The organism is Halobacillus litoralis (assembly GCF_009856445.1).
Classification (GTDB): Bacteria; Bacillota; Bacilli; order Bacillales; family Halobacillaceae; genus Halobacillus; species Halobacillus litoralis.
Genome location: NZ_WMFA01000010.1, coordinates 69,072 through 90,166, shown reverse-complemented (window position 1 = coordinate 90,166; position 21,095 = coordinate 69,072). Strand labels below are relative to the sequence as shown.

General features: G+C 46.8%; 19 protein-coding genes, 1 riboswitch and 1 other annotated feature. Of the genes, 14 read left to right on the top strand and 5 right to left on the bottom strand.

Annotation, left to right across the window (positions count from 1 at the left end):
* Window positions 1-57: 57 nt before the first annotated feature.
* The 5 genes from nadB (at window position 58) to GLW00_RS17330 (ending at window position 4,522) form a co-directional block, all read left to right on the top strand.
* Complete coding sequence (nadB, locus tag GLW00_RS17350) at window positions 58-1,623, top strand: L-aspartate oxidase (RefSeq protein WP_202412553.1); 1,566 nt, start codon at window positions 58-60, stop codon at window positions 1,621-1,623.
* Window positions 1,604-2,455: a carboxylating nicotinate-nucleotide diphosphorylase gene (gene nadC, locus GLW00_RS17345; RefSeq protein ID WP_160916182.1), complete on the top strand. Its 852-nt coding sequence runs from the start codon at window positions 1,604-1,606 to the stop codon at window positions 2,453-2,455. The genes nadB and nadC overlap by 20 nt, the downstream gene beginning before the upstream one ends.
* Window positions 2,452-3,552, top strand: coding sequence for a quinolinate synthase NadA (gene nadA, locus GLW00_RS17340; RefSeq protein WP_160916180.1), 1,101 nt, complete (start codon window positions 2,452-2,454; stop codon window positions 3,550-3,552). Before nadC ends, nadA begins: the two co-directional genes overlap by 4 nt.
* Window positions 3,553-3,745: 193 nt before the next feature.
* Entirely contained in the window at window positions 3,746-3,928 is a 183-nt protein-coding gene (locus tag GLW00_RS17335; protein ID WP_115824538.1) for an H-type small acid-soluble spore protein, read from the top strand.
* Between the two features lie 114 nt (window positions 3,929-4,042).
* Window positions 4,043-4,522: a hypothetical protein gene (locus GLW00_RS17330; RefSeq protein ID WP_160916178.1), complete on the top strand. Its 480-nt coding sequence runs from the start codon at window positions 4,043-4,045 to the stop codon at window positions 4,520-4,522.
* Window positions 4,523-4,564: 42 nt separating this feature from the next.
* Here GLW00_RS17330 and GLW00_RS17325 read toward each other — a convergent pair whose 3' ends face one another.
* Both GLW00_RS17325 and ileS read right to left on the bottom strand, forming a co-directional pair.
* The gene (locus GLW00_RS17325; RefSeq protein WP_160916176.1) at window positions 4,565-5,179 is read right to left on the bottom strand and encodes a PH domain-containing protein; all 615 of its coding nucleotides are present in this window, start codon (window positions 5,177-5,179) and stop codon (window positions 4,565-4,567) included.
* A gap of 112 nt (window positions 5,180-5,291) precedes the next feature.
* Window positions 5,292-8,381, bottom strand: a complete 3,090-nt coding sequence (gene ileS / locus GLW00_RS17320) for an isoleucine--tRNA ligase (protein WP_160916174.1) — start codon at window positions 8,379-8,381, stop codon at window positions 5,292-5,294.
* Window positions 8,382-8,480: 99 nt separating this feature from the next.
* Window positions 8,481-8,708 (bottom strand) — a binding site (T-box leader).
* A gap of 807 nt (window positions 8,709-9,515) precedes the next feature.
* Here ileS and GLW00_RS17315 point away from each other — a divergent pair.
* From GLW00_RS17315 to metC, 9 genes are all read left to right on the top strand, one after another.
* Window positions 9,516-10,292 carry a class I SAM-dependent methyltransferase gene (locus GLW00_RS17315; protein WP_160916172.1) on the top strand — a complete coding sequence of 259 codons (777 nt, stop codon included), beginning with the start codon at window positions 9,516-9,518 and terminating at the stop codon, window positions 10,290-10,292.
* A 66-nt stretch (window positions 10,293-10,358) separates the two neighbouring features.
* Entirely contained in the window at window positions 10,359-11,690 is a 1,332-nt protein-coding gene (locus GLW00_RS17310; protein WP_160916170.1) for a cytochrome ubiquinol oxidase subunit I, read from the top strand.
* A gap of 32 nt (window positions 11,691-11,722) precedes the next feature.
* Window positions 11,723-12,748, top strand: a complete 1,026-nt coding sequence (locus GLW00_RS17305) for a cytochrome d ubiquinol oxidase subunit II (protein ID WP_160916168.1) — start codon at window positions 11,723-11,725, stop codon at window positions 12,746-12,748.
* A 119-nt stretch (window positions 12,749-12,867) separates the two neighbouring features.
* Window positions 12,868-13,836 carry a glutaminase A gene (gene glsA, locus GLW00_RS17300; RefSeq protein WP_160916166.1) on the top strand — a complete coding sequence of 323 codons (969 nt, stop codon included), beginning with the start codon at window positions 12,868-12,870 and terminating at the stop codon, window positions 13,834-13,836.
* Complete coding sequence (locus tag GLW00_RS17295; RefSeq protein WP_160916164.1) at window positions 13,826-14,272, top strand: DUF4385 domain-containing protein; 447 nt, start codon at window positions 13,826-13,828, stop codon at window positions 14,270-14,272. The genes glsA and GLW00_RS17295 overlap by 11 nt, the downstream gene beginning before the upstream one ends.
* 84 nt (window positions 14,273-14,356) lie before the next feature.
* Window positions 14,357-14,689 (top strand): hypothetical protein, encoded by a 333-nt coding sequence (locus GLW00_RS17290; protein WP_160916162.1) that lies wholly within the window; start codon window positions 14,357-14,359, stop codon window positions 14,687-14,689.
* 54 nt (window positions 14,690-14,743) lie between these two features.
* Entirely contained in the window at window positions 14,744-15,133 is a 390-nt protein-coding gene (locus tag GLW00_RS17285; RefSeq protein WP_160916160.1) for a flavoprotein, read from the top strand.
* Between the two features lie 130 nt (window positions 15,134-15,263).
* Window positions 15,264-15,375: riboswitch (SAM riboswitch) on the top strand.
* 114 nt (window positions 15,376-15,489) lie between these two features.
* On the top strand, window positions 15,490-16,608 hold the full coding sequence (locus GLW00_RS17280) for a methionine biosynthesis PLP-dependent protein (protein WP_160916158.1): 1,119 nt from the start codon (window positions 15,490-15,492) through the stop codon (window positions 16,606-16,608).
* Window positions 16,605-17,783 carry a cystathionine beta-lyase gene (gene metC / locus GLW00_RS17275; RefSeq protein ID WP_160916157.1) on the top strand — a complete coding sequence of 393 codons (1,179 nt, stop codon included), beginning with the start codon at window positions 16,605-16,607 and terminating at the stop codon, window positions 17,781-17,783. The genes GLW00_RS17280 and metC overlap by 4 nt, the downstream gene beginning before the upstream one ends.
* A gap of 184 nt (window positions 17,784-17,967) precedes the next feature.
* Here metC and GLW00_RS17270 read toward each other — a convergent pair whose 3' ends face one another.
* The 3 genes from GLW00_RS17270 to GLW00_RS17260 are packed head-to-tail and all read right to left on the bottom strand — an operon-like array spanning window position 17,968 to window position 20,924.
* The gene (locus tag GLW00_RS17270) at window positions 17,968-18,945 is read right to left on the bottom strand and encodes an NAD(P)/FAD-dependent oxidoreductase (protein ID WP_160916155.1); all 978 of its coding nucleotides are present in this window, start codon (window positions 18,943-18,945) and stop codon (window positions 17,968-17,970) included.
* Between the two features lie 18 nt (window positions 18,946-18,963).
* Window positions 18,964-19,968 carry a FecCD family ABC transporter permease gene (locus tag GLW00_RS17265; protein ID WP_160916153.1) on the bottom strand — a complete coding sequence of 335 codons (1,005 nt, stop codon included), beginning with the start codon at window positions 19,966-19,968 and terminating at the stop codon, window positions 18,964-18,966.
* Complete coding sequence (locus GLW00_RS17260) at window positions 19,965-20,924, bottom strand: FecCD family ABC transporter permease (protein ID WP_160916201.1); 960 nt, start codon at window positions 20,922-20,924, stop codon at window positions 19,965-19,967. The genes GLW00_RS17265 and GLW00_RS17260 overlap by 4 nt, the downstream gene beginning before the upstream one ends.
* Between the last annotated feature and the right edge of the window lie 171 nt (window positions 20,925-21,095).

Sequence of the window (21,095 nt, the reverse complement as noted above, 5' to 3'; positions counted from 1 at the left end):
TTAACAGTGTGTAAATATAAGTGTAAATACACATGTATATTTATGGAGGTTAAACTCATGATTCGGACCGCAGATATCATCATCATCGGTAGTGGCGTAGCAGCCTTACAACTCGCCCGACAACTTGCCGCGGACAAAAATGTGATTATTATCACAAAGTCCTCGCTCGGTCATGGAAATTCTCGTTTAGCGCAAGGTGGAATTGCTGCAGCTATCGGTGACAGTGATCATCCCTTTTACCACTTCATAGATTCAGTCATTGCTGGACAATCGATGAATAATCATCAAGCGACCCTCATGATGACGGAAGAAGCTCCACAAATCATCAGAGAACTGGAAACGGATGGATGTGCCTTTGACTATGAAGAACAAGGCATTCTGGCCCTTGGAAAAGAAGGCGCCCACACCCAGAACCGTATTATCCACGGGGGTGGAGATCAAACAGGAAAAGTCCTTATGGATTACTTGATCCAATCCCTACCCCAACATGTAGAAATTTTTGAGAATCATTATGTATTTGAGTTCATGACAAATGAGGAAGGATGCTGTTTTGGAGTAAAAAGCAAAGATGCTACCGGCATTCATGAATTCCACGCGCCCCATACCGTCCTTGCGACAGGAGGTTGCGGCCAATTGTATGCTTCCACATCCAACGCTTCTTCTGTCACCGGGGATGGAATGGCACTCGCCTATCAGGCAGGCGCAGAGCTTGCCGACATGGAATTTATCCAGTTCCACCCTACCCTTTTATACATCCAGGAAAAACCAGTCGGCTTGATTTCGGAAGCGGTGCGCGGAGAGGGGGCGGTCCTTGTTGATAAAAGTGGGACACCGATCATGGAAAACGTCCATCCTCTGAGAGATCTCGCCCCAAGGCATGTGGTTTCTCAAACGATTTATCAAAAAAGGAAAAACGGGGATGACGTCTATTTGGATATAAGCGGCATGGAAGGGTTTCAAAAAAGGTTTCCCCATATCACAAATTTATGCCGGCAATACGGTGTGGATCTACATAGAGGACAGATTCCAGTTGCGCCCGGGTGTCATTTTTCTATGGGTGGCGTGAAAACGGATATGGTGGGAAGGTCAACGGTCAAAGGTTTATACGCTATTGGAGAAGTCGCTTGCACAGGGGTGCACGGAGCTAACCGGCTTGCAAGCAACTCCCTTCTTGAAGGACTCGTCTATGGAAAAAGACTGGCTAAACATTTGCAAAATGACTCGGATCCTTTCCATCAGACTAAGGAAACCACCGAAAAAAGACCCTCCTTCCCTTTCAAACTCCCCTCTAAAATTGAAATCCAGGAGCGGATGATGGAAAACGTCGGCATCATGAGGGATGGACAAAAGTTGAGTAACCATCTTCAGTGGTTGGAATCGTTCGTTCGACCTTCCGAATGGAGAACCTATGACATAAGTATGCTCACATTCGAGCAAATGACGAGAATGTTCATGCTGCAAACATGCTGGCTGATCACCTGTTCAGCTCTAGAGCGCGAGGAAAGCCGAGGCAGTCATTATCGCAGCGATTTTCCTGAAGAGCAGTTGGAATGGCAAAACAAACAAATCATCAGACAAAGAACATTAGAAAAGAGGGAAGTCCATGAATCCATGGAGACGTAAACAACAGTTAGAAGCTTTTTTCACGGAGGATATCGGGGAGCATGACTACAGTACCGACTTTTTATTTCCGAAAAGTCACCATGGCAGCCTGACCTTTACATCCAAAGCAGAAGGGATATTCTGCGGAGCAGACATCATTATCGATGGCTACCAGCTGCTGGACGCTGCCATTTCGGTCGACCTCTCTATTCATGATGGAGATTGGGTGCGTCCAGGAGACACGATTGCCACCATCGATGGTCCTGTGGGAGAACTTTTAAAAGGGGAACGCGTCATCCTCAACCTCATACAACGGATGAGTGGAATTGCCACGCTGACAAACAAGGCCGTCGAAGCTTTGAATGATGAAAACATCAGAATTTGTGACACACGTAAAACCACCCCAGGATTACGGTCTTTTGAAAAGTATGCCGTCCGGACGGGGGGCGGATCCAACCATCGTTTTGGACTTTATGATGCCGTTATGCTGAAGGATAACCATATTGCATTCTTCGGTTCGGTTCGAGAAGCGGTCGCCCGAGCGAAAGCAGCGGTCGGTCATACCGTCAAAATTGAAGTGGAAACAGAAACGGAAAACCAGGTCGTGGAGGCTGTCGAAGCAGGTGCCGATATCATTATGTTCGATAACCGGACGCCATCAGAAATCAAACACCTCTCCACCCTGGTCCCTGCTTCGATTACGACGGAGGCCTCGGGAGGCATCACGCTCGAAACCTTACCTGATTACCGTGGTCTTGAGATTGACTATATTTCCCTCGGGTTATTGACCCATTCCGCCAAAGCCCTTGATATCAGCGCCCGTGTAGCTACAACAAAGGAGGAAATACGATGAATCTTTTTGAAACGATTGAACAGAACACACTGCCTGAGCGGTACAAGACAATGGAAACGAAGGACCTGGAAAAGAGAGTCCTCCAGGTAAAGAGAGAAATGGGAGAGAAGCTTTTCTTACCTGGCCACCATTACCAGAAAGATGAAGTGATTCAATTTGCTGATGCACGTGGAGATTCTTTAAAACTTGCTCAGTTATCCGCGTCCCAACATAAAGCGGAAGCGATCGTTTTTTGCGGAGTTCATTTTATGGCTGAAACCGCAGACATTTTAACGCGTGAGGATCAGCACGTCTACCTTCCCGATATGCGTGCAGGATGTTCAATGGCAGATATGGCGAACATCCAACAGACGGAAAAGTCATGGGATCGTCTCATGGAACTTTTCGATGATACCATCCTGCCTCTGACCTATGTAAATTCAACGGCAGCCATTAAAGCTTTCGTAGGAAAAAATGGTGGAGCCACCGTCACCTCTTCAAATGCGGCGGATATGTTGAAGTGGGCGTTTTCCCAGAAAGAACGGATACTTTTCCTTCCCGATCAGCATTTAGGAAGAAACACAGCTTACGACCTCGGTATCCCGCTTGATCAAATGGCTGTCTGGGATCCGATTGTAGAAGAACTGATCTATGACGGTCCTCTAGAAGCTGTCAAAGTAATTCTATGGAAAGGACACTGCTCTGTTCATGAAAATTTCAGAGTTTCTAATGTTGAACAGGTCCGTGCCGATCATCCTAATATGAAAATCATCGTCCACCCGGAGTGCAGTCGTGAAGTTGTAGAGCTTTCTGATCTCTCAGGATCTACTAACGCCATTATCCAGGCGATTGAGAACGCTCCACCTGGAAGTGAATGGGCCATCGGAACCGAAATGAACCTCGTCAATCGCATCATCCAGGAACATCCGGAGCAGCACATCATTTCATTGAACCCGAGGATGTGCCCATGTCTCACGATGAACCGGATCGACCTTCCACATCTGGCCTGGTCCCTTGAATCGATAGCGGAAGGTCAGCCGCAGAACTTGATACGAGTCGAGTCTTCTGTTGCCTCTGATGCACGAAAAGCATTGGACCGGATGTTGGTGCGGGCGTGAATGGAGGACGAAAGTGCCCTAACTCTCATTGAAAGTGACCCAACGCTGAAGGTAAGTGCCCTAACTTTCTCGAAAGTGACTTAACGCGCACCCAAAGTGTCCTAACTCCCAACGAAAGTGACTTAACGTTTTTTACGGAGAATACCGCAGCCCTTTCTTGCGAATATTACGTTTAAAAGGAGGGGTTGTTGAGATGAACAAAGAACGCGCAAAAGAAATCTTCAAATCTGAAGACATGATTCCGGTCATGCACGAAGACCGTGAAATTTACATCGAAGAGGTTATTGAACGTAACGAAATGGCGCGCATTCACCCGACGGATCAGCCGAACATCGTTCAAAAGGTTCCATTATATGAATTGAAAGAACAAGAATAAGCCAAAAGCCGCACTCAGAACTGAGGCGGCTTTTCTTTTTTAGGTGTGTACATCCTTCCACACTTGCTTAATAATGGAAATATAAGGAACAGAAATACATAGTAGGAGGATTATATGAAGAAAATATTTTGGTTGTCGTGCTTATTCTTTTTAGCTGCTTGTTCGGAAGCTGACACAGAAGAACCCTACACGGTTGAAGATGCGAAAGAAGATGGACATGTGATCGTTGAACATCAATCAGAACAATTTGATCAAATAAAAAACGGAGCCCTGGAAGTCGAAAATGTAAAAGAAATGGCCACTTTCATTAAAAATGTGGAACAAGGAGCGGAAGACGACCTTGACGTCTCCATCTTCAGTCCAGACGGTTCCCATTACCAGAACTCCTTCTCCTACGATGGAGAGGCCATCCGTTTCGTCAACAATTATGGTGCCTATCCGTCGTCCCCTGCCGGCACATTCGATTGTGAATACGTGACTCGTCGCGGGCCAATGGTGTATGTGAGCAACTGCCAATCTGAAGAAGGGAAAGATCTCTCTACTCTGCTAAGCTTTGTGGGTACCGAAAAATCATTTAGAGAAGCTGCAAATTAAAGAAAACCCGGACCATGTGATGAAACATGATCCGGGTTTTCTCTAATTCTGAATATATTTCTCAAACACATCGTCAAAGTCTTTACGGGTATTCTCTTTGTACTTTTGTATAAACCAATCATACGCAAAAGTAGCCGCTTCACCGAACTCTTTTGAAATGTCATTTTCATGGAACCGGTTGTCATGGATAAGGTCCTGCGCCATTCCAATGCTGTCTTTTGCAAAAGCCGCCTGTCGCTGATTTTCCTCCTGAATTTGAGAGATGGACACAAGAGATTTATACAAGTCGGCAATCGCTTCTCCTTCATCCTTGGCGATGTCGATGCTCATGTACTGATCACCGATGTAAAACTTGATTTCTAAATCCAGGTCGATCGTCCCTGCCGTCTCCACAGATACATGGCGGATCGGATGCTGGTAATAGTCATAGCGTTTGATGTTCCGTTTGCTGCTTGTCGCTTTGTCACCATCGAGGTGGATAAGCGCCCGGTTCGTAAAGCAGTATTCATCACTTTTTGACTTGATCAAAAAATGGATTTTCTCTCCATCTTCCGTCAATACAAAATCATCGGACTGTGCTTTATCAAAGTCTTCTTTTCTTATGATCTTTCCAATGTCACTCAATCCTAATGCATCACTGGCCATTTTCTTGAACATGGTTCTACCCCCTGAATGATTGTATTCGTTGTTTACTTCGATACTATAGACCTAAATCCTCTTGTTGAAAATAAAAAAGCTGGAGCACCGTATGCTCCAGCTTTTACAACTATTACTTTTGAAGCGCCAGTTTCAGCTGGTGATCACCGACTGTGTACTCTTTCATCGCTTCTTTTTCACCGACCGTCAAATTATTCACAAGAACATTTTCACGGATCAGCTGTTCATTTTGCTGGATGGCTTCTTTCACGTCTGCATCTCCATCAAGGGCGATGTCGACGCGAAGATCGATTGGAAGATCCTGCTGTTTACGCTCATCCTGGATGACACGGATCACTTCACGTGCGAGGCCTTCAAGACGCAGCTCTTCTGTGATGTTCGTATCGAGCACAACGTGGAAGTCCTGGTTGGATCCCATAGAAAGTCCAGCATCCGCGACGCGTTCAACGTTCAACAGATCCATCGTCACTTCGACTTCCCCATCTCCTGTCGGCACAACGACTTTCTCGTCCTGGACGATTTTCGCTGCTTCTTCGTCTGAAAGTTTTTCAAGGTAGCCTTTCACGACACCAACATTTTTCCCTAGAACAGGTCCTGCCGCACGGAAATTCAGCTTCACTTCATAACGGACAAGATCATCAGAAGACTGCTTCACAACCACATCCTTCACGTTGATCTCATCACGGATGATATTGCTGTATTCTTCGAGCGCTTTTCCTTGATCCTGGTTGACCGGAATGACGACAAGTTCAGATAGAGGCTGCTTCGTTTTGATGGACTCTGTATTACGGACTCCACGAGCAAGCTCAACCACTTGCAGGACAGCATCCATATCTTTTTCAAGCTGTGTGTTGACAACTGTATCGTCTACTTTCGGGAAGTACGCCAAGTGCACACTTTCACCCGTCAAGTTTTGATAGATGTCATCAGCAAGGAACGGCGTGTAAGGAGCCATCAGCTGACTCAGCTGTGCCAACACTTCGTGGAGTGTGTGGTAAGCCGCTTTCTTGGACTCTGTCATGCCTTCTTCCCAGAAACGGTCACGGGAACGACGGATGTACCAGTTACTCACTTCATCAACATACTTCTCAAGAGCTTTCGCAGCTTTTGTGAAGTCATAGTCGTTCAACGCTTCTTCTACGACACCCGTCACACTGTTGAGGCGGGAAAGAACCCAGCGGTCAAGCAGTGTCTTTTCGCCTTCTTCATTTTTATCGAACGTGTATCCATCAATATTGGCATACAACGTGTAGAAACCGTGCGTGTTCACGAGTGTGTCGATGACTTTCGATTTCGCTTCGATGACGACACGTTCGGAGAATCGCTTGTTGTTCCATGGTGCACTGTCAGCAAGAAGTGCCCAACGGAAAGCGTCAGCACCGAATTTCGTAACAAGATCTGTCGGGTTTAGAGCGTTCCCTTTACTCTTGGACATCTTGCGCCCTTCTTCATCAAGGATGTGACCTGTAGAAAGGACACGCTTGTATGGAGCTTTACCCGTAAACAATGTGGAAACAGCAAGCAGACTGTAGAACCATCCACGTGTCTGGTCAATTCCTTCACAGATGACATCTGCAGGGAACTGCTTCTCAAACTGATCTTTGTTTTCAAACGGGTAGTGCTGCTGGGCAAATGGCATAGAACCAGAGTCGAACCATACGTCGATAACTTCTGGTACACGGTTCATTGTGCCGTTACATTTTTCACAGGTTACCTGGACGCGGTCGACATAAGGCTTGTGAAGCTCAACATCACCGATATCACCGATCGCTTTTTCTTGTAGATCCGCTTTGCTGTGCGGTGCGTACTGGTGGTCACAAGAATCACACATCCAGATTGGCAGTGGTGTTCCCCAGAAACGGTTACGACCGATGTTCCAGTCGACCATGTTTTCAAGGAAGTTACCGAAGCGGCCATCTTTGATGTGGTTCGGATGCCAAGTCACTTCCTGGTTGTTTTTGATGAACTGATCTTTCAGTTCTGTGGTCTTGATGAACCAGCTCTCGATTGCGTAATAAAGCAATGGAGAATCACAACGCCAGCAATGTGGGTAGCTGTGCTCGTATTTTTCTTTATGGAAAAGAAGTCCTTCATTTGCCAGGTATTTCACGATGTCGACGTCACAGTCTTTGACGAATCGGCCTTCAAATGGAGGGATATCCTCTGTGTAACGACCTTGGCCATCAACGACATTGAAGAAGGACAAGTTGTTTTCCTTCACCAGGTTGTAGTCATCTTCACCATAAGCGGGTGCGATGTGTACGACACCTGTTCCGCTTTCTGCGTTTACGAAGTCTGCTTCAACTACGAAGTGACCACGTTCAGGCTTAACGAATGGGAACGGCGGCTGGTATTCAACATCCTTGAATTCGCTCCCTTTATGCTTGGAAACGACTTCGTACTCTTCTCCGAGGTTCTTCTCAGCAAGAGCTTCCGCAACGATGTACACTTCTCCATCTTTTTTCGCCTTGATATAGTCAAGGTCCGAGTGAACAGCAAGCGTTACGTTGGCTGGCAATGTCCATGGCGTTGTCGTCCATCCCAGGAAGAATTCATTTTCAGAACCCTTCACTTTGAACTTCGCGGTTGCGGATAGGTCTTTGACATCTTCATAGCCCTGTGCCACTTCGTGGGAGCTCAATGTCGTCTGACAGCTCGGGCAGTAAGGGGTAACACGGTGACCTTTAGAAAGCAGGTTACGCTTGTGAAGGTCACTCAGGATATACCAGACACTTTCAATATAACGATCCTGTAGAGTGACATACGGATCATCCATATCGAGCCAGTAACCGATGGATTCCGTAAACTCACGCCACTCTTTTTCGTAGTTGAAGACACTTTCCTTACATTTCTCGATGAACTTCTCGACACCGTACTCTTCGATCTGCTGTTTTCCGGAGATGCCAAGCTGTTTCTCAACTTCAAGCTCTACCGGCAGACCGTGGGTATCCCAGCCGCCCTTACGGAGTACTTGATAGCCCTGCATCGTTTTGTAACGTCCGACAAAGTCCTTGATGACGCGGCCAAGCACGTGACCGGCGTGAGGAAGGCCGTTGGCTGTCGGCGGTCCTTCATAAAAAACAAATGTTTCTGCACCTTCGCGCTCGTTCATGGAGCGACGGAAGACATTTTCTTTATTCCAGTAATCTTTGACACGATTTTCGCGGTCTAAAGCCGCTTCTTTCGTATTGACACTGCGCATTTCTTCCACCTCTTACCCTTTGATTTTTTGTATAGAAAAATGATTACGAACTTCCTAGTGACGTCAGGGACAAAATAAAAAATCCGCCCCTGCTGTAAAAACAGGGACGGATTTGATTCCGCGGTACCACCCATATTCCGCACACAACGTGCACGGCTCTCGGTTCACAAAACGGATAACGGCCGCCCACCGGTTCCACTTACTCTGTATCATTTCAGCAGAACTTCTCAGAGATGATCTTCAGCTATTACCTGTCATCGCTTCACACCAGCCAGCGACTCTCTTGAGACAGAAATAAAAGCCTACTCTTCCCGTCAACGAAACTATACGTATCTTCTCCATATCCTACAATGTAATCTTTTGTATGTCAAAGCTTTCTTACCCTCATCCTCGCCCATTTTTCAAAACCTTATACGTATTCACTTTATCTTATCGCTTTCTATAAAAATTCCATATTATCGCCAATCACCTGTTTTGCTTACAATAAAATTAAGCCCTGTTAAATATTGAAAATAAGCTCCCTATTCTTGAAGACTCAGTTTCGAGACTTTTGTTAGGTGGATGGGGGCTGCGGGGAATAGCTCGCTTTCCGCGGGAGCGCGGTGAGCCTCCTCGGACTGCGTCCTGTGGGGTCTCACCAAGCACTTTTTTCCCGCAGGAGTCTCGCCATTCCCCTCCGCCCTTTGCCATATAAGTATCTCGAAACCACTTCCAGGAAAGGGAAGCTTTTACTCCTAAGGAAAGTGAAGCAACATGGATTCTCCTACAACATTTTGAATGATAAAGCCTGTTATAGAGCGCTTTATCACTATAGATTCAGGATCTGTGAAAGACACTCATACGGGGCAAAGGGGTTCGTTTCTCACTTTTATCGTATGGGGTGGCTGGGAAGCTGCGAGACTCCCGTGGGAGAAAGGAGATCGGCGAGATCCCGCAGGGCGTAGCCCGAGGAAGCTCGGCACTCCCCCACAGGAAAGCGAGTAGCTTCCCAGCCACCCCTGACTCCAAATATGGCAAACGAAGCCCCCAAACATCTCGAAACTGAGTCTTCCACAATCCTCCATATTCTTTAATAACTGCATACACAAACAACATATAACCGGAAGCGGAATAATAGGAAAGAAGGGATTACTTATGTCAGATGAAGTAAAACGTCATGTTCAGGAAGTATTTTCGAAAAACAAGCAGGCGTATGTCGACAGTACGACCCATAAAAAACAATCGGATCTCGATGCTATCGTAGAGTGGCTGAAACCCGATGATTCTCACAAAGCACTGGATATCGCTACAGGAGGTGGCCATGTCGCCAAAGCCCTGAGTAGCCATTGCGGAACGGTTTTCGCCACAGACCTCACAAAAGACATGCTGCAAAACACCGCCTATCACTTGAATTCTCAATCAAACATTGAATACGTAGTCGCTGATGCGGAGCAACTCCCTTTTCTTGACGACAGTTTTGATCTTGTCACTTGCCGTATTGCTCCTCATCACTTCCCTTCCCCCAATCGTTTTATTGAGGAGGTGGCCCGCGTCTTAAAAGACAACGGTAAATTTTTAATGATTGATAACGTGGCACCTGAAGATGATCAATTGGATGAGTTTTATAATCGGTTCGAGAAAAAACGTGATTACAGCCACGTCCGCGCTCTCAAAATCAGTGATTGGGAAAAGCTTTTCCGCAACCACCGTTTGAACGTCAAACAATACCTCACGAGAAAGAAGATCATGCCTTTCCAAGACTGGGTACGACGTACATTAGACGATGAAACAGACCAAAAAGCCGTTGAAGAATTTTTTAAACAAGCACCCGCAGAAGCAAAGAACCACTTTTCCATCACAGAAGAAAACGATCATGTGAAATCTTTCGCGATCGATGAGTATATGGTAATCGTAGAAAAACATTCCTCCTGACGAATAATCCACCATCACATTGGAAAAATAAGCGAGGTATTGAATTTGTATGTGAGGTGGAGATCAATGGATATCGTCGTAATGGCCCGGGCTTTGTTCGGAACGTCGCTTGGGTTTCACATTATTTATGCAACGATTGGTGTTGGACTTCCCGTCATGATCATCATCGCGGAAGTCCTCCACTTTATAAAAAAAGACCCGGATTATGCGTTGATGGCGAAACGATGGACGAAAGGTTTCGCTATTTTATTGGCTGTATCGATTGCTTCAGGAACCATTGTCGGTGTCATGATCTCCCTATTATTCCCAGACTTCATGGAGATCGTTGGACAAGTCATCGCGCTCCCGTTCCAAATGGAGATTTTCGCATTTCTTATTGAAGCTGTGTTCATGTCGATCTATTTATATGCGGCCGACCGTCTGCCGCCGACATTGAGACTTGTCAGCATTATATCTGTCGCACTTGGAGCAACCGCATCGGCCATCTTAATCACCGATGTCCATGCGTGGATGAACACACCGGCAGGTTTTAACATTACACCAGATGGTGAGATCACAGATGTAAATACGTGGGCCGCCTTTTTCAATCCAAGTTTCGGTGTCACCGCCATCCACGTGACTTTGTCTGCTTATATGACCGTTGCCTTTCTCGTTGCTTCTATTGCCGCGCTCCGACTCATGAGAAGCAAAATCACGAAAGCTGAGCGTGCCTACCATAAAAAAGCACTGACCATCGCTCTTTACTTCGGCGCGCTCATGTCTCTTGCAACAGCAGTCAACGGGCATGAAACAGCACAGATGCTTCATGAATACAATCCACGTAAATTGGCAGCTGCGGAGGGACTTTTCGAAACTCAACGCTACGCTCCGTTATCCGTCGGTGGTTATACTTCTCTGGAAGATCAACGAGTGAAATACGCAGTCGAAATCCCTTACGCACTCAGTTTTCTTGCTGGTGATCGTTTGGATACAGAAGTGATGGGACTCAATGAATGGCCCGAAGAATTATGGCCGCCGCTTTATGTCCACATCCTCTTCAATGTCATGGTCGGGATTGGTACGGTCCTCATTCTCGTTGCATTCATCGCTTTGTTCTGGAAACACGTCCTGAAAAAAGAGTTTCCAAGCTGGATTCTGGCTATGCTCGTTGTCAGTGGTCCGCTCGCGATGCTTGCCATTGAAGCGGGCTGGTGCTTCAGCTGTATCGGTCGGCAGCCGTGGACCATCAATGAAGTGCTGCGTACAGATGAGGCGGCAACTAAATCCAACAGCGTCGGTTTCCTTTTCTACCTTTTCATGACCCTGTATATTACTTTGCTGTTTGTCACTGGATTCGTGATGCGCTATTACTTCAAACGAAACCCGGTCCGTAAAGATTTGGATGCGCGAGAAGCGTAAGAAAACATCATCCCAGAAAGGACGTACAACCTATGGAAGCATCAACATTAGCGATTACGATTTTGTGGAGCTTGCTTTTCGTCTATTCCATCCTCGGGTCTCTCGACTTCGGTGCAGGATTCTGGGGCATGATTTATGGAAGAAATGAAGAAAAAAGTGCCTCCCAAATCGCCAACCGTTTTCTTTCTCCCACATGGGAAGTGACCAACGTCTTTCTCGTCATATTCGTCGTATCTGTCGTCACTTTTTTCCCGTTCGCTACAACCTTGCTCAGCAATGTTCTGCTCGTCCCGGTCGGACTCGGGGTACTGCTCTTGACGATTCGCACGACGTTCATGGTTTTCCAGCATCACGCTGATCGGTATAAAGACCTGCTCCGGCTGACTTCCGGTTTTACCGGATTGATCATTCCGGCACTTCTCGTCAGTATACTTCCGATCACTTTAGGGGGATTCGTCAGTGTTGAAAGTGGCTATCCCCGCCTGGAGTACGGAGAATTGCTCACCCACCCGACCTTGTATATGCATATCTTGTTCGGATTATCGACCGAGCTTTTCATCTCGGCCATTTTCCTGATGGATTATGCGAAGGAAGCAGAGGACTGGAACGCCTATGATACTTTTCGCAAACATTCACTTTGGCTTGGGCCTGTCAGTATCGCCATCGCCATGTTGACGATCGGCACATTCCCTGATGAGGCTTCATGGATCGTTGATAACATCCAGGAACACTGGGTGGCGTTCGGTTTATCCCTTCTGTTCTTTCTCATCGGTTATGGCTTTCTCTTCATCAGAAAAAAAGACGGCCATCGGGGGCTGGCACGCCCCGCTGTCATCATGGTTGGCTTACAATATGCCGTCGCAATTTATGCTTATGGGGCCGCACACCTGCCTTACTTGATTTATCCGGATATTACCATCACAGACGGGTTCACAAACCCTGATACGTTCTATCAGATGCTGATTGTCTATGCCGTCGGATTCGGAATTCTCATCCCAGCTTTCTACCTTTTCTGGCGTCTCTTCCTCAAAGACCGCCGCTACTTGAAACAGGAATAACTCTCAACGGCACCCACCTCGTGGGGTGCCGTTTTTTGTTTATCCGCTTTTTAAAAAAGGTACATAACTACCATATTCCATGGATCCCTTAGAACTTCTTATAGAAAAGGAGCAAAGATATGCAGGAACTGACGAAGGATTATCTCGAAGAAGCTATTCAAGACAGCCGCCCCTTCGCTTCATCCGGGAATGTCAACATGAGTCTCCCTCAATACGACGAAACCATCAAGGATTACCTTGGTGTGACCATCATCACAACAGACGGAGAGTGCTTTTCAGCCGGTAATAATGACAAATATATTCCGATGCAGAGCACTTCAAAAATTATCGGCCTTATGCTCGCTTTACAGGATTTCGGAAAAGAGCGTGTATTCCAAACAGTAGGCATGGAACCAATGGGTGATTTTTTCAATTCCATCAGCCAGCTTGAGTCTTATGATACAAGTAAACCTTTCAATCCAATGATCAACGCAGGAGCCATAGCTGTTGCTGCGTTGATTAAAGGACAAACCGTTGATAAACGATTCCATCGCTATATGGATTTCCTGCGTCAGGTAACGAATAATGAGCAGCTAGAAATGAGCAAGGAAGTATATGAGGCCGAAAAGGCGAACGGTGCACGGAACCGCTCCCTCGCTTACTTCATGGAGAGTACCGGTACGTTGGTTACGGATGTAGAAGAGGCGCTCGACCTTTATTTCCGAATGAATTCCGTCATGATGTGCTGTCACGATTTCGCCCGCGTGGGTCTGTTTTTAGCAAAAGGAGGACTGGACCTTGAAACAGGTGAAAAGCTGATCCCCTCCCACCACTTACGCACAGTGAAGGCAATCATGATGACATCAGGGATGTATAATTCATCCGGGCACTATGCAGTGGAAGCAGGTTTTCCTTGTAAAAGTGGAGTATCTGGAAGCATCATCGGTTCCTCCCCTGGACGTATGGGAATCGGCGTGGTAGGACCGGCCATTGATGAAAAAGGGAACAGTACAGCCGGAGGTGCCTTGATAAAAAAGCTCTCACAGGACCTTGAACTTAATATGTTCGGTGTCGAGAACACAGAAAGGAAGTATGAAGATGGCGTTTGATTATGATCTCGATTTTGATAATATCGACTTCCGCAAAAATCCCGAGAAGTACCGCGTCGGACGTGGCGAACAAGGGGTATTGCTCGTAGAACCATATAAAAGTGAAATCCTGGCTCACTGGCGCTTCAAGACACCGGAAATCGCCCGGGAATCATCGGATAAAATCTATCAGATGTTTCTCGACTACAAAGAAGCGGATGACTTCGTCGGCATGGATATGGCCCGGAAGTTCCTACAGATGGGCTACACACGCTCGCGGCGATACGCGAATTATAAAGGAGGGAAAAAATATGACAAAAACGGAGAAGTGAATGATCGCGACATTGACAACGAGAAAGCAGAATCCGCAAGAATTTTCGAGGAAAAATGGGTGCTGGCCCGTGAAGATGAGGATTATCTAAAGAAAAAGAAAGCCCACCAAAAGGAACACGGATAATATATTGACAATTTCGACTATTGAACGTAGGATAACATTAACCCGAGTAAACAAATCGGATTAATAAAATGGAGGGGTGTACGCGTGAAAACATACCCACTTCTGATTAACCTGCTGTTCATGGTCATCTCCTGGTCCATCGGAGTTTACTTCCTATCTGTCATTTACACTCCAACGATCATCATCCCCCTCTTCAATGACTTTATCTGGATTCGCGACTACAAAGGACTCCTCGGCTTGACGGCTATTTTTACTGTCATGACTATTCCCTTGGTGGCCATCCTTTATAAAAAACGCGGACAAATGAAGAGAAAGACAACATGGTACGGCATGAATGCCATCACTCACCTGCTCTGGATCGGTACGCTTGCTCTACAAGTCAAAACAGTTCTCTACAACTTAGGAATCTGTCATTAATTTACAGGATTCCCATCTCCTCTGTCGAACCATTGAGGTAGAGGAGGAATACATATGGATTTTAAAACCTTTTATGAAGAGTACAAACGAAGAGCAAGCCAACAAGATTTAGATTACTTGAAAAAAGTGACATCACAAGCCCTCGTTGCAAGAGAGATCCGTCATGGGGAAAGAGTGGATTACTCGTATGAAGAGTCGATGGAGGGATGGCATCAAGCCTTCGAACATTTCAAGGACCAGGATATGGACTGGATTTACACCGACCATTCCGTGACCATGCTTAATGAAAACATCCAGCTTGCCGCCTTCTGGATTTCCATCCGGTTAAACGGAGAACTCCTGCCAACATCCAACCTCTTTTTTGATACATTCGAAAAACAGGGTGACGAATGGCTGCTCGTCCGCAGCTATATCGAATCCGGCGTGCAAAACCCACCCATCTAAGCCTCCTCTTTTAGAAGGAGGCTTTTTTCTCATCCCAAAAAAGTTTTCGGAAAAATTTCTTGTCAGCATATTGTCAAAACTTTCTGAGTAGTGTAGAGTATTCAGCAATTAGAAAAAATTACAATTGAATCTCTTATCATGAGAGGCAGAGGGATTGGCCCGACGAAGCCTCAGCAACCCCTGGTTTTACCAGGAAGGTGCTAACTCCAACAAGTTGTTTTATCCAACTTGAAAGATAAGAAGAAGAACCGTACCCACAAAAGTCTTCTTCTTCAAGAAGGCTTTTTTTATTTCCCTTTTTAGATTTTATCAAGGCGTTGGATATTGAACCATTAACTAATAAAGGATGTGTTGTTATGTGTCCGCATACGGATACGAAATTCGTTCAGACCGGGAACCAGCGGGATGAACCTACGGGGGCGATTAACCCTCCTGTATATTTTTCCACCCCCTTCCGCCACCCCGGTTTAGGAGAGTCGACAGGTTTTGATTACACGCGAACCGGCAATCCTACCCGTCAAACTCTGGAGTCTTCCATCACTGATATCGAAGGTGGGGATGCAGGATTTGCGTTCAGCTCCGGGATGGCTGCGATTCAAACCGCCCTCTCCCTTTTTAAAAAAGGCGATGAAATCATCGTTTCCGAAGATTTATATGGAGGGACGTTCCGCTTATTTGAACACATGGAAGAGCGTTACGACCTTCGCTTTCATTATTGTGACAGCAGCAACCTTGAACGCATCCATACCTACATCAATGAACGAACGAAAGCCATTTATGTGGAAACACCGACAAATCCGCTGATGCATACGGCTGACATCAAGCAGATTTCAACAGTCACGAAAGCCCACAATCTTCTCCTGCTTGTTGATAACACCCTTTATACACCGGTGTTACAGCAGCCGATAGCAGAAGGGGCCGATGTCGTCATCCATAGTGCTACGAAATATTTGGCGGGTCATAATGACGTACTGGCCGGAATCCTTGTAAGTAAAGGAAAAGCCGTAAGCGAGAAGCTCGCTTTTCATCAGAATACATCTGGAGCTGTCCTCTCTCCTTTCGATTCATGGCTTGTGATGCGCGGGATGAAGACGCTCCCCCTTCGGATGCGCCAGCATGAAGCAAATGCGAAATCCGTGCTTGCCTTCCTGGAGGACCACCCGAATGTGACAGATATCTTCTACCCTGGAAAAGGCGGGATGTTATCATTCAGACTTCAATCCGAAGAATGGATCGACCCCTTTCTAAGAAACTTAAACTTGATTAGTTTTGCCGAAAGTCTCGGTGGTGTAGAGAGCTTAATCACCTACCCTGCGACCCAGACCCACGCTGATATTCCAGAAGAAACCCGGATCAGTTACGGGGTTTGTAACCGCCTGCTCCGTTTCTCTGTCGGTGTCGAACATATCGATGACTTGATTCAAGATCTTGACTATTCCCTTGCCCAATTACCAAAGGAGGAACCGATCCGATGAATGATCATTCTTTGCAAACCCGATTGTTGCACAGCGATTATAAATTCGATCCGCACAACGGAGCGGTCAGTGTCCCGATTCAGCAGGCATCTACCTTCCATCAGCAGGATTTCGACAATCCCGGAATCTATGATTACAGCCGATCCGGCAATCCGACCCGAAAAGCACTGGAAGACACCATTGCGGGACTGGAGAGCGGAAGTCACGGCTTTGCTTTCGCCTCTGGAATGGCTGCGATTTCTACGGCCTTCATGCTTTTATCGAAAGGTGACCATGTCGTCATCACCCAGGATGTGTATGGGGGAACTTTTCGTATGATCCGCGATGTTCTCGTCAGATTTGGAATCGATCATACATTTGTGGATATGACGGACCTCCATGAAGTAGCAACGGCCATTCAGTCAAACACCAAACTTTTGTATATAGAAACACCTTCCAATCCGACGCTTGAAATCACAGATATTCGTGCCGTCGCAAAATTAGCAAAAGCGAATGATTGTTGGACATTCGTCGATAACACGTTCATGACTCCCGCTCTGCAGCGCCCACTTGAACTTGGTGCAGATCTTGTCCTGCATAGTGCAACGAAGTTCATCGCTGGTCACAGCGATGTGGTGGCAGGCCTTGCCGCTACCCACGATGAAGACATCGCAAAGCAACTCGGTTTTTTGCAAAATTCATTCGGCTCCATTCTCGGCGCACACGATTGTTGGCTCGTGCTTCGCGGCTTGAAAACCTTACATTGCCGAATGACGCAATCTTCAGCCTCTGCTGTAAAGATCGCAGAGAAATTAAGCGTTCACCCACTCGTAGAACACGTCTACTACCCCGGATTCCGTTTCCATCCGGGAAGCTCGACTCAAACGTACCAGGCACAAGGGTCTGGAGCAGTATTGTCCTTCAGGCTGCGTGATGAAGAAGCAGTAAGACAGTTCACAAAACATGTGGAAATCCCGGTTTATGCGGTTAGCCTCGGGGCAGTCGAATCAATTTTATCCTATCCCGCACGGATGTCTCACGCCTCCATGCCAAAAGAAGAGCGTGAAAAGCGTGGCATAACTGATGGTCTGCTTCGTTTATCCGTGGGGCTTGAGAACCCGGAAGATCTACTCAACGATTTCCATCAAGCTTTAGAAAAACTCGAACCCCAGGCATTTCTACAAACAGGAGGTTGAGCGATGGATGGAAGCGGAGCATAACTCCCTGCTCGAATGTTCTCAAGTTTAAGCAGCGGCAGGGTGCTTTTATCAGTATTCTCTTAGGAAACTTATTAGCGAATGTATAGCTTTTATTAGCATCTGGTCCTTCTTCCTTCACAAAAAACGCCGAACATCAGCATAAGCTGCGTTCGGCGTTTTCTTATTTATGCTTATAAATCACTGTACTATACACTTGCGACTTCGCTTTTGGATCCAAATGCTTGGCGGCACTGTTCACCGCTGCCATCGCTTCATTGAAACCAGAGGCGATGAGCATCGTTTTCGCTGGATAGACGGCCGCATCACCAGCGACAAATACCCCTTCCAGACTCGCACACATATCTGTCGAAACGGGGATTCTTCCTTTGTCCGTTTCCAATCCCCACTCGTCATATAAACTCTTATCGATTTGCAATCCTTCATAGACGAGGATATGATCGACCTCAAGCACGGAACTGCCTTGAAGGATCGCTTCTTTGAGAGCTTCATCTCCTCGCAGCTCTTCAATCTTTTTATTTTTATGGATGTGAACAGAGGAAGCTTCTACCTTTTCAACATCCTGTTCATAGACCGCTTTAAATTCATCCCCGCGATTCAATAGATGAACTTCTTCTGCCACCCCTTCAAGAGCGAGTGACCAGTCAATGCCGACACGGTTTTGCGAGACGACCGCAACTTTCTGCCCTCGATACTGTTCCAGGTTTTGAATGGTGTAGTGAATCTGTTTCCCGTCATAGAGATCGCTGCCTTTCACTTCAAGCGGCTGCATTTCAAACGTGCCCAGACCGGAAGCGACAATCACGGTTTTTGTATAATGCGTTTGGCCGTCATCTGTCTTGAGGAGCAGATTTCCATCTTCTTTTTTATCGATAGATGTCACTTTCACCCCTGTCACAAAGGCAGGTTCAATCATTTCCGCCTGTTCCTTGACATTTGTGACGAGATCTTCCCCTGTAATACCCGGGAACCCGCCGACGTCATAGATTTTCTTCTCCGGATAGAAAAAGGAAACCTTGCCCCCGACTTGAGGCTGGTACTCGATGACTTTTGTCTTCAAATCTCTCATTCCACTATAAAAAGCAGCATATAATCCTGTGGTTCCTCCACCAATTACTGTTACATCATACATCTCTTCCATGGACGTGAACTCCTTTTTCTATTGGGTTTTCATAAGCAAATAGACAAAATATGGGGTGCTGACAATCGACACGACAATCCCTACAGGAATCTCTGCCGGGGCGATGATATTTTTCCCAATCGTATCAGCCACGACTAAAAATATCGCTCCGATCAATGCAGCGGCGGGAATCATCCGTTGATGCCCGGGGCCGACGATTCGGCGGGCGATATGCGGAGCCACAAGACCAAGGAAGGCGATTCCTCCTCCTGCAGCCACTGATAAACCGGCCAGACCGACAGCAAGAAGTAAAAACGTCCGCCGCGCTTTTTCCACTGGAATACCGAGTCCCATCGACATCGAATCCCCTAAATTCATAACGTTCAACGTTCGAGATCTATAGATGGTCCAGGCAATCATCAATAGGATGGGTGGTACAATGACAAACACGAGATTCCAATTGCCCATCCATAAATCCCCTGCTAACCATACGAGCGCCTGATTAAAATCCTGGGGGTTCATTTTCACTTGAAAAATGATGAGTACTGCGCTGAAACCTGCATTCACACCGATTCCGACGAGAATGAGGCGTATAGGGTTAACCCCTTTTTTCCAAGCGAGCGCATACACAAGGAAAGCTGCCAGGAACGCACCAATGAGGGCAAACAATGGCAAAATGTAAATACCAAAACCGGTAACCACCGCCATCGACGTTTGGAAAAAGAAAATATATAAAATGACAGCAAATCCTGCGCCTGTATTAATTCCAAGAATACCCGGGTCGGCAAGGTCGTTCTGCGTGACTCCCTGGAGAATCGCCCCGGAAACGGCCAGTCCTGCGCCCACGAATAAAGCGAGGACCATGGATGGAAGTCTGAAATTAAAGAGCACCAGCTCCTGGCGGTCGGTCCCCTGCCCGATGAATGTTTTCAGAACGTCCAGAGGAGCAATTTTAACAACGCCCATGTTCAAACTGATGAGAACCATCAAGCCTAGGAAAAGAAACAGCACGGCCATCACAAAAGAAAAACGTGTCTTCCTCATAAACTCCCCCTCCCTTCACCACGAGCAAGGTAAAGGAAAAATGGGACACCAATGCATGCTGTAATGGCTCCAACCGGTGTTTCGTAAGGGGCATTGACAAGTCTCGCTCCGATATCTGACAGAACAAGCAGCAAGCTTCCGAGCACCGCAGATACGGGGATGATCAGCCGATAATCGGAACCCACGAAAAAACGCGCCACGTGAGGGATAACCAACCCGATAAACCCGACCGTTCCTGCAACAGAAACAGCTGCTCCCGTTAATAGGAAAACGACGATGACGCCGAGAGCTTTGACTAAGAATGTATTTTGACCAAGACCTTTGGAAACCTCATCCCCGAGACTCAAAATCGTCACGGATTTTGAAATCAAGGCAGCCAGGCTCAATCCTACCGCCCCCGCAACCAGCAGGATTTGGACAGACATCCAATCCGTTGCGGCTAATCCGCCGGCATACCAGAAGCTCATTTGTTTGGCTACTTGAAAGTGTAAAGAAATAGCCGAGGAAAGTGAACTCAGCATCCCGCCGATAGCGACACCAGCGAGCGCTAACTTTGCCGGCGTCAGACCACCTCTGGAAAAGGATCCTACCGCAAAAACAAGAATCACTCCGAGTCCCGCTCCAATAAACGCAGCAGCGGTCATTCCGATGTTACTGACAGCAGGAAAAAAGACAATCGTCAATATTAAGGCAAACGCAGCTCCATGGGTGACCCCCATAATAGACGGCGAAGCGAGCGGATTTCTCGTCAGTCCCTGCATGACGGCACCTGACACCGCTAAAAATGCTCCGACAAGGGCACCAGCAAAAGCCCGAGGCATGCGCAACTCTCGTATGACGGCATGGTTCGTAGACTCAGGGGCAAAAGAGAAAAGCGAATCCCAAACCGTACGCAGTGATATGTCCGTCACTCCGACTGAAATTGATAAAGCCATCACTACAGCTAATAGAATCATGCCACCTGTAAGAATAAAGGCCGCACGCCATACTTTTCTCGTTCTTTCATTCCACTCTTTGTTCGCTTCTCTTGTTCGTTCTTCCACTGCCAGCGACCCTCTCTACCTATGTATCTATCTTTGTTTGACACATCCGTTGATAATGATTATCATTATCTTATCATAAACTTC

Coding starts and splice junctions, on each gene's coding strand:
- nadB (WP_202412553.1), top strand. CDS start 58: ATGATTCGGACCGCAGATATCATCATCATCGGTAGTGGCGTAGCAGCC.
- nadC (WP_160916182.1), top strand. CDS start 1,604: ATGAATCCATGGAGACGTAAACAACAGTTAGAAGCTTTTTTCACGGAG.
- nadA (WP_160916180.1), top strand. CDS start 2,452: ATGAATCTTTTTGAAACGATTGAACAGAACACACTGCCTGAGCGGTAC.
- GLW00_RS17335 (WP_115824538.1), top strand. CDS start 3,746: ATGAACAAAGAACGCGCAAAAGAAATCTTCAAATCTGAAGACATGATT.
- GLW00_RS17330 (WP_160916178.1), top strand. CDS start 4,043: ATGAAGAAAATATTTTGGTTGTCGTGCTTATTCTTTTTAGCTGCTTGT.
- GLW00_RS17325 (WP_160916176.1), bottom strand. CDS start 5,179: ATGTTCAAGAAAATGGCCAGTGATGCATTAGGATTGAGTGACATTGGA.
- ileS (WP_160916174.1), bottom strand. CDS start 8,381: ATGCGCAGTGTCAATACGAAAGAAGCGGCTTTAGACCGCGAAAATCGT.
- GLW00_RS17315 (WP_160916172.1), top strand. CDS start 9,516: ATGTCAGATGAAGTAAAACGTCATGTTCAGGAAGTATTTTCGAAAAAC.
- GLW00_RS17310 (WP_160916170.1), top strand. CDS start 10,359: ATGGATATCGTCGTAATGGCCCGGGCTTTGTTCGGAACGTCGCTTGGG.
- GLW00_RS17305 (WP_160916168.1), top strand. CDS start 11,723: ATGGAAGCATCAACATTAGCGATTACGATTTTGTGGAGCTTGCTTTTC.
- glsA (WP_160916166.1), top strand. CDS start 12,868: ATGCAGGAACTGACGAAGGATTATCTCGAAGAAGCTATTCAAGACAGC.
- GLW00_RS17295 (WP_160916164.1), top strand. CDS start 13,826: ATGGCGTTTGATTATGATCTCGATTTTGATAATATCGACTTCCGCAAA.
- GLW00_RS17285 (WP_160916160.1), top strand. CDS start 14,744: ATGGATTTTAAAACCTTTTATGAAGAGTACAAACGAAGAGCAAGCCAA.
- GLW00_RS17280 (WP_160916158.1), top strand. CDS start 15,490: ATGTGTCCGCATACGGATACGAAATTCGTTCAGACCGGGAACCAGCGG.
- metC (WP_160916157.1), top strand. CDS start 16,605: ATGAATGATCATTCTTTGCAAACCCGATTGTTGCACAGCGATTATAAA.
- GLW00_RS17270 (WP_160916155.1), bottom strand. CDS start 18,945: ATGGAAGAGATGTATGATGTAACAGTAATTGGTGGAGGAACCACAGGA.
- GLW00_RS17265 (WP_160916153.1), bottom strand. CDS start 19,968: ATGAGGAAGACACGTTTTTCTTTTGTGATGGCCGTGCTGTTTCTTTTC.
- GLW00_RS17260 (WP_160916201.1), bottom strand. CDS start 20,924: ATGATTCTATTAGCTGTAGTGATGGCTTTATCAATTTCAGTCGGAGTG.